We start from the raw sequence: 16,279 nt of genomic DNA, 5'->3' as shown, positions 1-16,279 counted from the left end.
CGTCGCGCCACCACCGGAGGATGACCATGCCCAGAGCCAGAGCGCTCCGTGGCCTGTGGGCCGCCCCCACAGCTCTGCTCGCCCTACTCGCCGGCAGTCCGGCCACCGCCGGGGTCGCGTACGCGGTACCGGCAGAACACCTGGCCGCGGCCGCCGACCTGTACGTGGCGCCGGATGCGGCTCCCGGCGGCAACGGCACCGCCGGGCAGCCGTTCGCCACCATCGAGCAGGCGGAGCAGCCCGCGCACCGGCTCTCGGCCGACTCGGACGTCGTCGTCCACCTGGCCGGTGGCACCTACCGGCTGACCAAGCCACTCGTCTTCGGCTCCGGAGACGGCGGCCAGAACGGCCACACCATCACCTACCAGGCCGCCTCCGGGCAGCAGCCGGTCGTGACCGGCGCCCAGCAGATCACTGGTTGGCAGGTGCATGATCAGGCTAAGAACATCTGGTCGGCCCACGTCGGCACCGGTGTGAACACCCGCCAGCTGTACGTGAACGGTAAGGAAGCGCCACGAGCGGCGATCCAGGTGCCCCGCTCCGCCTTCACCTTCACCCAGACCGGCCTGACCGTCACCGACTCCTCCCTCGACTACCTGGCCGGGCTCTCGGACCAGAACCACATGGAGGTCGAGAGCCTCAACTCCTTCACCGACCGCTATGCGCCGGTCCAGTCGATCAGCGGCAGGACCATCACCATGCAGCAGCCCGCGTGGAACAACAACTCCTGGGGCTACGACACCGTCAACGCACCGTTCGCCGGCGGGACGATGCACCTGGAGAACAACTACGCGTTCCTCCAGCAGGCCGGACAGTGGTACCTCGACGCGTCCACCGGCGACCTGTACTACCGGGCCCAGCCGGGGCAGAACCCCGGCAGCCTCGACATCGAACTGCCCCGGTTGCAGAGCCTGCTCGGCATCAGCGGCAGCTACGGCTCACCGGCCACCGGGCTCGCCTTCAGCGGCATCCGGTTCACCGGAACCTCCTGGCTCGGCCCCAGCGGACCCGACGGCTACGCGGACCAGCAGAGCGGCGCGCACATCACCGGCGCCTACCCGATGCCCGCCAACTGGCTGAGCACCTGCGCGTCGGGCTGCACCCAGTTCGAGGCCACCCGCAACCACTGGGCGCAGATGCCCGCGGCCGTCCAGGTCTCGGCCGCCACCGGCATCACGTTCTCCGGCGACACGTTCTCCGAGCTTGGACAGGCCGGGCTCGGCGTGGGCAACGACGGTGTCGCCAACGCCTCCGGCACCGGCCTCGGCGCGAACGGCGTCACCATCACCGGCAACACGTTCACCGACACCGCGGGCAGCGGCATCCAGGTCGGCGGGATCCAGCCGGACGCGCACCACCCCGGCAACCCGCAGATGACCAACCAGAACATCACCATCAGCAACAACAAGGTCAGCGGGGTGGGCACCGACTACAAGGAGACCGCCGCCATCCTGTCCACCTACGTCACCAACGCCACCATCACCCACAACCAGTGCGACCACCTGCCCTACGACGGCATCGACATCGGCTGGGGATGGGGCGCCAACGACCCGGGCGGCAGCCAGGACTACGTCAACCGGGGCACGTACAACTACCAGCCCGTGTACAGCACCCCCACGACGCTGAAGAACAACACCGTCTCCCACAACCTGATCTTCGACACCAAGAACGCGATGTTCGACGGCGGCAGCATCTACAACCTGTCCGCGAACCCCGGCTCGGTGATCTCCGAGAACTACATGTACGACAACAACCGCACCACCGCGCTGTACCTGGACGAGGGCTCCCGCTATCTGAAGGTCTCCGACAACGTGGTTCAGGACGCGGGCAACTGGGCGCTCACCAACGCCAACGCGAACAACCACACCGACGACAGCACGTTCTCCGGCAACTGGTACAACGGCGGCAACACCTACGTGGCCACCGGCCCGCCGCACAACAACGTCCTGACCGGCAACGTCCAGGTCAGCGGCACCAATTGGCCGGCGGGCGCGCAGCAGGTCATCCAGCAGGCCGGCGTCCAGTCGTCGGGCGGTGGCGGCGGCTTCCCCACCGGCTCCCACCAGTTGGTGATCGGCAGCGGCGGTCTGTGCCTGGACGTGTACGGCAACTCCGGCAGCGCGGGCGCCGCGATCGACCAGTGGACCTGCAACGGGCAGGCCAACCAGCAGTTCCAGTTCGTGCCGGGCGCCGGCGGATACGGGCAGCTGAAGGCGCAGAACTCCGGGCTGGTGGTGGGGGTTTCGGGCAGCCTCACCGCCGCCGGGACGCCCGACATCGTGCAGCAGGAACCGAGCGGAGCGACCGGCGCGCTGTGGCTGCCGGTACGGCAGTCCGACGGCTCGTACTCCTTCCAGAACCAGAACAGCGGCCTGTGCCTGGACGTCTACGGCGGCGGCAGCAACGCCGGCCAGCAGCTCGACCAGTGGCCCTGCAAGAACACGGCCGGCAGCAACCAGGACTTCACGCCGCGCTGACCGACTCACCCGCTCGTTCACTCCCACCCACTGTCCCCCACCCAGTGAGGAACACAGATGAAGAAGTACGGGGTGCTCCTGGCCGCCGCGCTGACGGCGGCGCTCGGCACCGCCACCGCGGTGCCCGCGGCAGCCGCCACCGGCACCGGATCACCGGGCTCCGCCGCACGGGCCGCCGCAGCGCCCACCCCCTTGCGGCTGATGCCGCTGGGCGACTCCATCACCTGGGGCGTCGGCAGCCCCTCCGGGAACGGCTACCGGAGCTTCCTGTGGAACCGGCTGGCGGGGGAGGGGCATGCCCTGGACTTCGTGGGGTCGGGCCGCAACGGCACGATGTCCGACCCGGACAACGAAGGCCACTCCGGCTGGCACATCGACGAGATAGCCGGCATCGCGGACTCCGTGCTGGCCCGGTACCGGCCCAACGTGATCACCCTGGAGATCGGCACCAACGATCTGAACGGCGGCTCCGCGGCCCAGCCCGCCGCCGATCGGCTCCATGCGCTCATCGACCGGATCACGGCCGACGCCCCTGACGCGACCGTCCTCGTCGGCACCGTGATCGTCTCCACCAGCAGCACCGAGGAGGCCACCCGCCCCGCGTTCAACGCCGCGCTGCCCGGCATCGTCCAGGCCGAGCAGGCCGCCGGCAAGCATGTACGCCTGGTGGACATGAGCGCTCTGACCACCGCGGACCTGTCCGACCCCTTGCATCCCAACGACAACGGCTACGGCAAGATGGCGGACGCCTTCAACGCCGGGGTCCAGGCCGCGGACGCGGCGGGCTGGCTCAAGCCGCCGGTCGCCGTGGGCGGACCGGTCCGCTCCGGGGTCGCCGGGAAGTGCATGGACGTCAACGGAGGCAACAGCGCCAACGGGACCGCCGTGCAGATCTGGGACTGCAACGGCGGCGACGCGCAGTCGTGGTCCGCGCGCTCGGACGGCACCCTGCGGGCGCTCGGGAAGTGCCTCGACGCCACGGGCGGTGGCACCGCCAACGGCACCAAGATCGAGATCTGGGACTGCAACGGCGGCACCCAGCAGCAGTGGCAGGCCTACAACGGCGGTTACCGCAACCCGGCCTCCGGCCGCTGCCTCGACGACCCCGGTGCCTCTGCCACCAACGGTACGCAACTGATCCTCTGGGACTGCAACGGCGGTGCCAACCAGCAGTGGACCACCCTGCCGGTCTCCTGATCGGCGTCTTCCCCCCACACACGAGGAGAATGATCCTTCATGTCCTGGTTCAAGGACGGGCCCCGTCTGCGCACCACCCTGGCCTCGGCCACCGGCGTGACAGCCGCCACCGTACTGGCCCTGGCCGCGACGACGGCCCCCGCCGCCCATGCGGCTTCCGGCACCCTGGGCGCGGCCGCGGCCGGCAGCGGCCGCTACTTCGGTACGGCCGTGGCCGCCGGAAAGCTCGGCGACTCGACGTACTCCACCCTTCTCGACCGGGAATTCAACATGATCACCCCGGAGAACGAGATGAAGTGGGACACCACCGAGCCGTCCCGCGGCACCTTCAACTTCGGACCGGCCGACCAGATCGTCAACCACGCCACCGCGCACGGTCAGCGGATGCGCGGCCACACCCTGGTCTGGCACTCCCAACTGCCCGGCTGGGTCAGCTCCATCACCGACCCGAACACCCTGCGCAGCGTGATGGACAACCACATCACCACGGAGATGTCCCACTACAAGGGCAAGATCTACGCCTGGGACGTGGTCAACGAGGCCTTCGCCGACGGCGGCAGCGGACAGCACCGCAGCTCGGTCTTCCAGAACGTCCTCGGCAACGGCTTCATCGAGGAGGCGTTCCGCACCGCCCGGACCGCCGACCCCTCGGCCAAGCTCTGCTACAACGACTACAACATCGAGAACTGGACCGACGCCAAGACCCAGGGCGTCTACGCGATGGTCAAGGACTTCAAGTCGCGCGGCGTACCCATCGACTGCGTCGGCTTCCAGTCCCACTTCGGCGCCGGCGGACCGCCCGCGAGCTTCCAGACCACGCTGTCGAACTTCGCCGCGCTCGGCGTCGACGTCCAGATCACCGAGCTGGACATCGCCCAGGCGTCGCCGACGGCGTACGCGAACACCGTCAAGGCGTGCATGAACGTCGCCCGCTGCACCGGTATGACGGTGTGGGGGATCCGGGACAGCGACTCGTGGCGGACGGGGGAGAACCCGCTCCTGTTCGACGGGGGCGGCAACAAGAAGCCCGCCTACGACGCGGTCCTGTCCGCGCTGGGCGGTAGTACGGGGAACTCCGGCGGCATCGTCCCGGGGGCGGTGTACTCGCTGACCGACGTCGCCGCGGGCCGCGCGCTGGACGTACCGGCCGGGCAGACCGCGAACGGCACGCCCGTGCAGGTCTGGGACGCCGGCGGGGGTACGAACCAGCAGTGGCGGGCGAGCCAGAACAGCGACGGTTCCTACACGCTGACGAATGTCGGGAGCGGGCGGGTACTGGACGAGCCGGGTGGGCAGACGGGCAACGGCACACGGATGGAGATCTGGGACGCCAACGGCGGAGCCAACCAGCACTGGCGGGCGAGCCAGAACAGCGACGGTTCCTACACGCTGACCAACGTCGCCTCCGGCCGCGCTCTGGAAGTCCCGGGCGGGCAGGGCGCCAACGGGAGCCCCGTGCAGATCTGGGACGCCAACGGCGGAGCCAACCAGCACTGGACCCTCAAGTGAGGTAGCCGGCGCCCAGCACGCGGTCCTGCTCACGAACACCCGCGTCCCGCACGGCGACCGTGCCCGGACGCGGGTTTCGGCATGCCCTCACCGCGGCCACCGAAGCCCCCAGACATGGGATGTATAGGGCTCTCTGTCGCTCGGTTATATCTATTGACAGCGTCAGGGCCCTGTGGGATCACTGTGTGACATGGGATGTCTGAGCGTTCCTTGTGCGTGCCCTCGGGCCCGCTGACAGGAGGGCTCGACACCCCCTTCGGAGCCCCTTCCGACAGGCACGGCACTCTCCGTCCCCTTCCCCCGCAGATCCGAGGACACAGAATGCAGCCTTCCTCCGCTCCGCCCTGCCGTCCCACGGCTCGTGCCCCACGCCTGGCCGCGGCGGCAGCCGTAGGCGTGATGGCCCTGCTGGCCATGCTGCTGGCGACCGCCCCGACCTGGTCGGCGCCGGCTTCGGCGGCACCCCTGGTCAGCTCGGCGTCGGGGCGATGCCTGGATGTCAAGGGCAACACCGACGCGCCGGGCACGGTTCTGGAGATCTGGACCTGCAACGACCAGCCCAACCAGGCGTTCGAGTCGACCGCGGCCGGTGAGCTGAGGACGATGAACGGCACCCGCTGCGTGGACGCCTACGACAATCGGACGGCCCCCGGGGCACCGGTGGTCATCCGGCCGTGCGACGGGCGGCCGACCCAGGTGTGGCGACAGAACTCGGACGGGTCCGTCACCGGTGCGGCGTCCGGATTCTGCCTGGACGTCAGCGGGGCGGGGACGGCCGACGGCACCGCGGTCATCCTGTGGACCTGCACCGGCCGCAGCAACCAGACGTGGACCGCCTCGACGTCCCCGGCCGGCGGGTCGCGCCCGTGCGACATCTACGCCGCGGGCGGCACCCCCTGCGTGGCCGCGCACAGCACGGTGCGCGCGCTCTACGGGTCGTACAACGGCCCCCTGTACCAGGTCAGGCGCGCCTCGGACAGCGCGACACGGGACATCGGCGTGCGGGCGCCCGGCGGTTTCGCCGACGCGGCGGCGCAGGACGCGTTCTGCGCGGGCACCTCCTGCGTGATCACGGTCGTCCGCGACCAGTCGGGACACGGCAACGACCTGTGGTACCAGGGCTCGGCCCAGGTGCCGGGATCGAGTCAGAGCAGCCCCGCGAAGGCGACCTCCGAGTCGCTGACCGCCGGGGGCGGCAAGGCGTACTCGCTCTACATCAACCCCGGCAACAGCTACTGGCGGGACGGCCATCTGACGGGTGTGCCGACCGGTGCCGCACCCGAAGGCGCGTACATGGTGACCAGCGGTACCCATGTCAACGGCGGCTGCTGCTTCGACTACGGCAACAGCGAGACCGACCGGAAGGCCGACGCCGCCGGGGCGATGGACGCGATCAACTTCGGCACCGAGTGCTGGTTCGGCGGCTGCTCCGGCAGCGGTCCCTGGGTGCAGGCGGACCTCGAATGGGGCCTGTACTCCGGCGGCAGCCAGTCCTGGAACACCAACCAGCGTGCGTTCCCCGACAAGTTCGTCACCGCGATGCTGAAGAACGACGGCACCTCGCGGTTCGCCCTCAAGGGCGGCAACGCGCAGTCCGGCGGCCTGACCACCCTGTGGGACGGCAGGCTCCCGAGCGGATACAGCCCCATGAAGAAACAAGGGGCCATCGTCCTGGGCAGCGGCGGCGACTGCTGCAAGCCCGGCGGCGGCGCCAACCTGAGCGCCGGCACCTTCTACGAGGGAGCCATCGTCGCCGGCTACCCCTCCGACGCGACCGACAACGCGGTCCAGGCCGACATCACCGCCGCCGGCTACCGCTGAGCGCCCGTCGGCTCTCCCAACCCGCCCCAGAAATGGATGAGGTATGCCCCTACACACTCGCTTTCAGTTGCAGCCTTCACTGCTGTCCCTGCGCAGAACCCTGGCGTTCGCCTTCTCGGCCCTGCTGCTCACGGTGGGCGTCCCCCTTCTCACCCTCGGCACGGCGCAGCCCGCCGCCGCGCTCGGCAACGGGCTCGCGCTGACCCCGCAGATGGGCTTCAACGACTGGAACGCGTACGGCTGCGACGTCTCCGAGTCACTGATCAAGTCCACCGCCCAGGCGATGCACACCAACGGCATGCAGGCGGCGGGCTACCAGTACGTCAACATCGACGACTGCTGGATGACCCACAACCGCGACTCCGGCGGCCACCTGGTCCCGGACCCGGCCAAGTTCCCCGACGGCATCAAGGGCACCGCGGACTACGTCCACTCGCTGGGCCTCAAGCTCGGGATCTACGAGGACGGGGGCACCGAGACCTGCGCCGGATACCCGGGCAGCCTGGGGCACGAGACCACGGACGCGCAGTCGTTCGCCTCGTGGGGCGTGGACTACCTGAAGTACGACAACTGCAACAACACCGGTGTGTCGGCGCGGACCCGGTACACCGCGATGCGCGACGCACTGGCCGGGACCGGCCGGCCGATCCTGTTCAGCCTGTGCAACTGGGGCCAGGAGAACGTGTGGACCTGGGGCGCCGGCGTGGGCAACAGCTGGCGCACCACGGGGGACATCACCCCCACGTACTCCAGCATGCTGTCGATCTTCCACAGCAACGTGGGACTCGCGTCCTACGCGGGACCCGGCCACTGGAACGACCCGGACATGCTGGAGGTCGGCAACGGGTCGATGACGTCCACCGAGAGCCGCAGCGAGTTCAGCCTGTGGGCCGAGATGGCCGCGCCGCTCATCGCGGGCACCAACATCGCCTCGGCCAGCCAGGACACCCTGTCCACGCTGACCAACTCCCGGGTGATCGCGGTCGACCAGGACTCCCTCGGCAAGCAGGGGACCATGGTGTCCTCCTCGGGCGGCCTGGACGTGCTGGCCAAGCCGCTGGCCAACGGTGACGTGTCGGTGGCCCTGTTCAACGAGACGGGCTCCACGGCGACCATCAGCACCAACGCGGCCGCGATCGGGAAGACCGGGGCGTCCTCCTACACCCTGACCGACCTGTGGTCGGGCGCGACCTCGACCACCTCCGGCACCATCAGCGCCTCGGTCCCGGCGCACGGCACGGTGATGTACCGGGTCGCGGGCGGCACCAGCGGCGGCGGCACCAGCGCGACGGGCCCGCTGCACGCGGTCGGCGCGGGCAAGTGCCTGGACGTACCGAACTCCACCACGACCGCCGGTACCCAGGTGCAGATCTGGAGCTGCAACGGCGGCGCCAACCAGACCTGGACGCACACCGCCGGCGGCCAGCTCACCGTCTACTCCGGCAGCGGCCAGATGTGCCTGGACGCCTACGACAACCAGACCACCCCGGGAACGAAGGTGGAGATCTGGCCCTGCAACGGCCAGTCCAACCAGCAGTGGACGCTCAACTCCGACGGCACGGTCACCGGCGTCCAGTCCGGACTGTGCCTGGACGTCACGGGAGGTGCCACGGCCGACGGAACCCAGGTCGAGCTGTGGAACTGCAACGGCGGCAGCGGCCAGCGGTGGACGCTGGGCTGACCCCGCCCCCCCTCGGCCACACCGGCAGACGCGGTACCGCCGTACGGCGGTACCGCCACGGAGGAGGTCTACCTTGTCCGGATCAGCAAGCGACCGCCGGCGACGGCGGTTCCCCGCACTGCTCCTGATCGCCCTGGCGATGGCCCTGGCCGCGCTGGGCACCCCGGCGTCCGCCACACCCCCGCGGACCGGCACACCCGCCGCGGTCCGAACGGCACCGGCGCACGCCCTTGCGGCCGACGCGTCGCTGCCCTGTGACATCTATGCCGCGGGCGGCACGCCCTGCGTGACGGCACACTCCACGACCAGGGCGCTCTTCGCGTCGTACAACGGGCCGCTCTACCAGATCCAGCGCGCGTCCGACCACGGCTACCGCGACATCGGGGTGCTCGGCGCGGGCGGCTACGCCGACGCCGCGTCCCAGGTGTCCTTCTGCGCCGGCACGTCGTGCACGATCACGAAGATCTACGACCAGACCGCCCACCACAACGACCTGCCGATCTCCTGGGGCGGCTACTGGAAGGGCCCCGGCCCGAACGGGTCCGACGTCGGAGCGGACGCCATGGCCCTGCCGGTGACCGCGGCCGGCCACCAGGTCTTCGGCGTCAAGGTCACCCCCGGTGTCGGCTACCGGCTCGACCACGCCAGCGGCGTGGCCACCGGCGCCCAGCCCGAGGGCATCTACATGGTGACGTCGTCGAACTACACCAGCCAGTGGTGCTGCTTCGACTACGGCAGCGGCGAGAACTCCCACACCGACACCGGCAACGCCACCATGAACGCCATCTACTGGGGCACGGCCTGCTGGTTCGGCGGATGCACCGGCAGCGGCCCGTGGGTCGAGGCCGACCTGGAGAACGGGATGTACCACACCAACACGGGCTCCAACAAGGACCCGAAGAACCCCGGTGTGCACTACCCCTTCGTCAGCGCATGGCTGAAGAACAACGGCACCAGCAACTTCACGCTCAAATACGGCAACGGCACCAGCGGCGGCCTGACCACCACCTTCTCCGGCCCCCTGCCGAACGGCTATTCGCCGATGAAGCTGGACAGCTCCGTCCTGCTCGGCACCGGCGGCGACAACAGCCCCAACGGAGTCGGCGAGTTCTTCGAAGGCGCGATGACCGCGGGCTACCCGTCCGACGCCACCGAGAACGCCGTCCAGGCGAGCATCACCGCCGCCGGCTACGGCACGGGAAGCGGCGGCACCACCACGGGCGCGCTGCACGCCGTGGGCGCGGGGAAGTGTCTCGAGGTGCCGGGCGGGACCACCACGCCGGGTGCCCAGACACAGATCGCCGACTGCACGGGCGCGGCCAACCAGACCTGGTCCCAGAGCGCCTCCCACGAGCTGACCGTCACCTCCGGCGGCAGCCGCCTGTGCCTGGACGCCTCCGGGCAGGGCACCACCCCCGGCACCAAGGTCATCACCTGGACCTGCAACGGCCAGCCCAACCAGCAGTGGACGCTCAACGCCGACGGCACCGTCACCAGCGCCCAGTCCGGACTGTGCCTGGACGTGACGGGCGCCGCCACCGCCAACGGCACCCCCGTCGAGCTGTGGACCTGCAACGGCCAGTCCAACCAGCGATGGACGCTGAACTGACCCTGTGAAAGGAGGCTCCACCGTGTCACCACTCAGACGGCTGTTCCGGCGCCTGCGCGGCTCGACAGCCGTGCTCACGGGCCTTGTTCTCGCCGCCGGCGGCATCGTGGGCACGGCCGCCGCGCCGGCCCAGGCCGCCACCTCCATCACCGTCGACGGCGCGTCCGGCGGCCGGATCTTCGACGGCGTCGGCGCGATCAGCGGCGGGGGCGGCAACAGCAGGCTCCTGGTCGACTATCCCGAGCCCGAGCGCGGCCAGATCCTGGACTACCTCTTCCGCCCCGGCTACGGCGCCTCCTTGCAGATCCTCAAGGCCGAGATCGGCGGGGACACCAACTCCACCTCGGGGGCCGAGCCGAGTCACCAGCACACCCGGTCCGACCTGAACTGCGGCCGGGGCTACGAATGGTGGCTGATGGAGCAGGCCAAGGCGCGCAATCCGAACATCAAGCTGTACGGCCTCGCCTGGGGCGCCCCCGGCTGGATCGGCGGCGGGAACTTCTGGTCCACCGACATGATCGACTACCTGCTCTCCTGGCTGGGCTGCGCCAAGCAGCACCAGCTGAGCATCGACTACCTCGGCGGATGGAACGAGAGAGGCTACAACGTCAGCTGGTACGAGCAGCTGCGCAGCGCGCTCGACAGCCACGGCTACGGCAACGTCAAGATCGTCGGGGCCGACTCGGACTGGTCCGTGGCGAACGACGTCGACGCCGACCCGAAGTTCGCCGCCGCGGTGAGCGTCATCGGCACGCACTACCCCTGCGGCTACCGGTCGTCCCAGTCCTCCTGCACGGTGCCGTCGGCCGCCACGTCGTCCGGCAAGCAGCTGTGGGCCAGCGAGAACGGCTCGGACGACTACAACGCGGGAGCGCCGGCGGTGGCCCGCGGCATCAACCGCGGCTACATCGACGGCCGGATGACCGCCTACCTCAACTGGCCGGTGGTCGCGGCGATCACGCCGAACCTGCCCTACCCCACCATGGGGCTCGCCCTGGCCGCGCAGCCGTGGTCCGGCCACTACGCGATCGGCAAGAACGCCTGGGTGATGGCGCAGACCACCCAGTTCACCGCCCCGGGCTGGCGGTACCTGGACTCCTCCAGCGGCTACATCGGCGGCAACCGGAACAACGGCAGCTACGTCACGCTGAAGTCCACGAACGACTCGGACTACTCCACGGTCGTCGAGACGATGGACGCCGGCGGTGCCCAGACGCTGAACTTCCGTGTCACCGGAGGGCTGTCCACCGGCACCGTCCACGTCTGGTCGACCGACGTCGACTCGGGCAACCCGGCCGACTACCTCGTGCACACCACGGACATCACCCCGTCCGGCGGCGGATTCAGCCTGACCGTACAGCCCCATCGCGTGTACACCCTGACCACCACCACCGGTCAGGGCAAGGGCACCGCCACCGGCCCCGCCGCGGGCGCGATGAGCCTGCCGTACAGCGACTCCTTCGACGGCTACGCCACCGGCACCGAGGCGAAGTACCTCATGGACTGGCAGGGCGCCTTCGAGGTGACCGGCTGCGGCGGCGGCCGTAGCGGCAGGTGCGTGCGCCAGATGAGCCCGCAGAAGCCGATCACCTGGGACGCGCTGTCCGATCCGCACGCCCTGCTCGGCGACGTGAGCTGGAGCAACTACACCTTCTCGTCCGACGTGCTGCTCGAACAGCCGGGATACGCCGAGCTGATCGGCCGCGCCAACGGGCAGGACTACACCAGCACCGGAGGGCTGAACGCCTACCACCTCCGGGTGAGCGACACCGGAGCCTGGTCGATCCTGAACTCCAGCACCAACGGCACCGTCTCCACCCTCGCCCACGGCACCACCACGGCGCTGGGCACCAACCGGTGGCACACCCTGGCCCTGACCTTCTCCGGCACCACCGTCACCGCCGTGATCGACGGCTCCCGGGTCGGTTCGGTGAACGACCGCACCTGGGCCGGCGGACAGGTCGGCTACGCCACCAGTCAGGGCGAGACGGCGCAGTTCGACAACCTGTCCCTCACCCCCGGCAGCGGCGGAACCGGCGGCGGTACGACCGCCCCGATCACCGGGGTCGGCTCCGGCCGGTGCGTGGACGTGCCGAACCAGTCGCAGACGCCCGGCACCCAGGTGGAGCTGTGGGACTGCAACGGCGGCAGCAACCAGCAGTGGACGAGCACCTCGACCGGTGAGCTGCGGGTCTACGGCAGCGCCTGCCTCGACGCCTCGGGCGGCGGCACCAGCCCCGGCACCAAGGTCGACATCTGGAACTGCACCGGCGGCGACAACCAGAAGTGGACGCTCAACGCCGACGGCACCATCACCGGTGTCCAGTCCGGCCTGTGCCTGGACGCCACCGGAGCCGGAACGGCCAACGGCACCCTGCTGGAGCTGTGGACCTGCACCGGCGCCAGCAACCAGAAGTGGACGCACACCTGATCCGGGCGACGTCCGGGATCACCCACCCCCGTCGATGACGTCGAAAGGCTCCGCATGACCTCCTCCCCCCTCCCGATCAGCCGGCGCCGGCTGCTGGCCGCGACCGGCGCGGTCACGGCCCTCGGCCTGCTGCGGTTCGCCCCCGAGGCCGCCGCGACCGACGGCCCCGCGAGCTACACCGCGAGCTGGTCCTCCGTGGACCAGCACCCGCCCGCCCCGGCCTGGTTCCAGGACGCCAAGTTCGGCATCTACTACCACTGGGGTGTCTTCAGCGTCCCCGCGTTCGGCAACGAGTGGTATCCGCGCAACATGTACATCAGCGGCTCGGCCGAGAACCAGCACCACATCGCCACCTACGGCGACCCCTCGGTCTGGCCGTACAACAACTTCATCGACGGAGCCCGCGACAAGGCGGGCAACTTCGTGCAGTTCGCCCCGAAGCTGGCCTCCCAGGGCGGCAATTGGGACCCGGACGCCTGGGCGCGGCTGTTCAAGGCCGCGGGCGCGCGGTTCGCCGGCCCGGTCGCCGAGCACCACGACGGCTTCTCCATGTGGAACAGCCGGGCCAACCCGTGGAACTCGGTCAGACGCGGACCCAAACTCGACCTCGTGGGGCTCCACGCCCAGGCCATCCGCGGGCAGGGCCTGAAGTTCATGGCCTCGCTCCACCACGCCTACCACTTCAACGGCTTCTACGACCATGTGCCGAACCAGTCGGACCCGAACCTGCGCATCCTGTTCGGCCAGCAGGGTACGGCCGCCGAGAACCAGCTCTGGTACGACAAGCTGGTCGAGGTCATCGACGGCTACCAGCCGGACCTGCTCTGGCAGGACTTCGACCTCAACCTGGTGCAGGAGTCGGACCGGCTCCAGTTCCTCGCGTACTACTACAACAAGGCCGTCGCCTGGAACAAGGACGTCGTCGCGACCTACAAGGACGGCCTCGACAACAAGGGCGAGGTCTTCGACTTCGAGCGCGGCGGCCCGGCGGGACTGCTCACCCCCTACTGGCTCACCGACGACAGCATCTCCTCCTCCAGCTGGTGCTACACGGTGGGCATCGGCTACTACTCCACCCAGGCGCTGCTGCACTCGCTGATCGACCGGGTCAGCAAGGGCGGCACCATGCTGCTGAACATCGCCCCGATGGCCGACGGCACCATCCCCTCCGGGCAGCAGACCATCCTGCTCGACATGGGCGACTGGCTCCGCCGCTTCGGAGAGGCGGTCTACGGCACCCGCTCCTGGACCAGCTACGGCGAGGGCCCCACCAAGATGGGCGGAGGCTCCTTCAGCGGACCGGTGGCCGGCAAGCCGCAGGACATCCGGTTCACCCGCAGCCAGGACAACAAGGTCCTCTATGTCACCGCGCTGGGCTGGCAGGGCGGCACCATGACCGTCACCACGCTGAACTCGAACCAGATCAACCTCAGCAGCCTGACCAGCGCCCGACTGCTCGGCAACACCGCCGGCACCTACATCGACCTGCCCGCACCGACCCAGGACGCCTCCGGCCTGCACCTGACCATGCCCTCGTCGAACCCGCCGTTCAGCGCCCTGGCGTACACGGTCAAACTGACCTTCGCCGGAGAGATCCCCGTCCTGAACGCACCGAGCGGCCCCACGACCTGGGTGAAGATCGCCAACGCCACCAGCGGTCTCGTGCTGGACAGCGGGGGCAACGTCGACTCCGGCTCCAACCTCAAGCAGTGGAACTACGACGGCAGCACCAACCTGCAATGGCAGCTGATCGACCTCGGCAACGGCTACCACCGCATCATGAACCGCACCAACGGCATGGCCGCCGACAGCTGGGGCAACACCGCCAACGGCGCTCCGGTCCGGCAGACGGCGTGGAACGGCGGCAACAACCAGCAGTGGTCCCTGCGCAGTCTCGGCGACAACCGCTACCAGATCGTCAACCGCGGCACGGGCACCGCGCTCGACGGCAGCGGCAGCACCACGGTGGGCTCCACGGCGGTGCTGTGGACGCCGAACTCCAGCACCAACAACGAGTGGACCATCACCGCTGTCTGACCCCCGGCGACCGACGCTCCCCGTCCACCCCACGACCAAGGAAGCAGGTCCGCATGAAACGCAATCCGCTCTTACTGGCCGTCGCGGCCGCGCTCCTCCTCGTCCTGTCGGCCGCGGGCACCTCCTTCGGCAGCGCCCGCGGCACGGCCACCACCAGTGCCGCCGGGGCGACCGCCGGCTGCGGCAAGGCACCGACGCTGACCAGCGGCACCCACACGATCCAGAGCGGCGGCCAGGCCCGCACCTACATCCTGCGGGTCCCCGCCGGCTACGACAACAACCACCCCTACCGGCTGATCTTCGGCTTCCACTGGCGGGGCGGCACCGCCAACGACGTCGACTCGGGCGGCACGGACGGATACAACTGGTCCTACTACGGCCTGCGGCGCCTGGCGGACAACGCGAACAACGGCACGATCTTCGTCGCCCCGCAGGGAAACGGCAACGGCTGGGCCAACCCCGGCGGCCAGGACGTGGCCTTCGTCGACGCCATGGTCAGCCAGCTCGAAGCAGGTCTGTGCGTCGACACCACCCAGGTGTTCGCCGCCGGCTTCAGCTACGGCGGTGCGATGTCCTACGCCCTCGCCTGCTCCCGGGCGACGGTCTTCCGCGCGGTCGCGGTCTACTCCGGCGCGAACCTCAGCGGGTGCGACGGCGGCACTCAGCCCGTCGCCTACATGGGTCTGCACGGCATCAGGGACAACGTGCTGCCCATCTCGTCGGGACGGGAACTGCGTGACACCTTCGTCCGGGCGAACGGCTGCACCCCGCAGAACCCGCCCGAGCCGGCCTACGGAAGCCTGACGCACATCATCACCACCTACTCCGGGTGCAGGTCCGGATACCCCGTCGTCTGGGCCGCGTTCGACGGAGCGGGCCACGACCCCGGTCCGATAGACGGCTCCACCGGCGACGGCTGGCACACCTGGACGTCGGCGGCGGTGTGGCAGTTCTTCACCCAGTTCGGCTCGAACCCGACACCGCCGCCGCCCACCGGCAACCAGGAGATCGTCGGTCAGCAGTCGGGGCGCTGCCTGGACATCAACAACTCCACGACGGCCAACGGCACGCAGGCACAGCTGTGGGACTGCAACGGCGGCTCCAACCAACGGTGGACCTACTCCGCCGGAAAGCAGCTGGTCGTCTACGGCAACAAGTGCCTGGGCGTCGGCCAGTCCGCCGGCAGCGGGACCCCGGCGGCGATCTGGGACTGCACCGGTCAGCCGGACCAGCAGTGGAACGTCAACCCCGACGGCACGATCACGGCCGCGCAGTCGGGGCTCTGCCTGGACGCCAACGGCCAGGGGACCACGAACGGGACGAAGGTCCAGCTGTGGAGTTGCACGGGCGGTGCCAACCAGCACTGGCGCTTGGCGTGATCGAATCGATTCGACAAACTAACACCCTGGGAGGCTGACCTGCCACCCGTCCGGCGCGGGGTTATACGCGCCGGACGCGTGGTTTGGTGGTGCCAGAAGGGGGGGTGAGAATGTGGTTGGGGTGGGTCGAACGAAGGC

General features: G+C 69.6%; 8 protein-coding genes and 1 pseudogene. All 9 read left to right on the top strand.

Annotation, left to right across the window (positions count from 1 at the left end; genetic code table 11):
* The first annotated feature begins 26 nt into the window (after positions 1-26).
* On the top strand, positions 27-2,477 hold the full coding sequence (locus ACFVIU_RS29405; protein ID WP_385846199.1) for an RICIN domain-containing protein: 2,451 nt from the start codon (positions 27-29) through the stop codon (positions 2,475-2,477).
* Between the two features lie 57 nt (positions 2,478-2,534).
* On the top strand, positions 2,535-3,674 hold the full coding sequence (locus tag ACFVIU_RS29400) for a ricin-type beta-trefoil lectin domain protein (RefSeq protein ID WP_385846197.1): 1,140 nt from the start codon (positions 2,535-2,537) through the stop codon (positions 3,672-3,674).
* Positions 3,675-3,713: 39 nt separating this feature from the next.
* Positions 3,714-5,180 (top strand): annotated as a pseudogene (locus tag ACFVIU_RS29395) (endo-1,4-beta-xylanase); the annotation flags it as partial.
* Positions 5,181-5,582: 402 nt separating this feature from the next.
* The gene (locus ACFVIU_RS29390; RefSeq protein WP_385846196.1) at positions 5,583-7,004 is read left to right on the top strand and encodes an arabinofuranosidase catalytic domain-containing protein; all 1,422 of its coding nucleotides are present in this window, start codon (positions 5,583-5,585) and stop codon (positions 7,002-7,004) included.
* 43 nt (positions 7,005-7,047) lie between these two features.
* Positions 7,048-8,685, top strand: coding sequence for a glycoside hydrolase family 27 protein (locus ACFVIU_RS29385; RefSeq protein WP_385846194.1), 1,638 nt, complete (start codon positions 7,048-7,050; stop codon positions 8,683-8,685).
* Positions 8,686-8,824: 139 nt separating this feature from the next.
* Positions 8,825-10,294 carry an arabinofuranosidase catalytic domain-containing protein gene (locus ACFVIU_RS29380; protein WP_385846239.1) on the top strand — a complete coding sequence of 490 codons (1,470 nt, stop codon included), beginning with the start codon at positions 8,825-8,827 and terminating at the stop codon, positions 10,292-10,294.
* 22 nt (positions 10,295-10,316) lie between these two features.
* Positions 10,317-12,725, top strand: coding sequence for a ricin-type beta-trefoil lectin domain protein (locus ACFVIU_RS29375; protein ID WP_385846193.1), 2,409 nt, complete (start codon positions 10,317-10,319; stop codon positions 12,723-12,725).
* Between the two features lie 54 nt (positions 12,726-12,779).
* Entirely contained in the window at positions 12,780-14,762 is a 1,983-nt protein-coding gene (locus tag ACFVIU_RS29370) for an alpha-L-fucosidase (RefSeq protein ID WP_385846191.1), read from the top strand.
* A gap of 53 nt (positions 14,763-14,815) precedes the next feature.
* Positions 14,816-16,141: a ricin-type beta-trefoil lectin domain protein gene (locus tag ACFVIU_RS29365; RefSeq protein ID WP_385846190.1), complete on the top strand. Its 1,326-nt coding sequence runs from the start codon at positions 14,816-14,818 to the stop codon at positions 16,139-16,141.
* The last annotated feature ends 138 nt before the right edge of the window (positions 16,142-16,279 follow it).

Origin of the sequence: Streptomyces sp. NPDC127190, assembly GCF_042672505.1 — a bacterium.
Taxonomy (GTDB): Bacteria; Actinomycetota; Actinomycetes; order Streptomycetales; family Streptomycetaceae; genus Streptomyces.
This window is presented reverse-complemented; position numbering and strand designations above follow the sequence as displayed.

Bases quoted from the DNA above. Each gene is read 5' to 3' on its own strand.
- ACFVIU_RS29405 (WP_385846199.1), top strand. From the start codon at position 27: ATGCCCAGAGCCAGAGCGCTCCGTGGCCTGTGGGCCGCCCCCACAGCT.
- ACFVIU_RS29365 (WP_385846190.1), top strand. From the start codon at position 14,816: ATGAAACGCAATCCGCTCTTACTGGCCGTCGCGGCCGCGCTCCTCCTC.
- ACFVIU_RS29385 (WP_385846194.1), top strand. From the start codon at position 7,048: ATGCCCCTACACACTCGCTTTCAGTTGCAGCCTTCACTGCTGTCCCTG.
- ACFVIU_RS29380 (WP_385846239.1), top strand. From the start codon at position 8,825: ATGGCCCTGGCCGCGCTGGGCACCCCGGCGTCCGCCACACCCCCGCGG.
- ACFVIU_RS29370 (WP_385846191.1), top strand. From the start codon at position 12,780: ATGACCTCCTCCCCCCTCCCGATCAGCCGGCGCCGGCTGCTGGCCGCG.
- ACFVIU_RS29390 (WP_385846196.1), top strand. From the start codon at position 5,583: ATGGCCCTGCTGGCCATGCTGCTGGCGACCGCCCCGACCTGGTCGGCG.
- ACFVIU_RS29400 (WP_385846197.1), top strand. From the start codon at position 2,535: ATGAAGAAGTACGGGGTGCTCCTGGCCGCCGCGCTGACGGCGGCGCTC.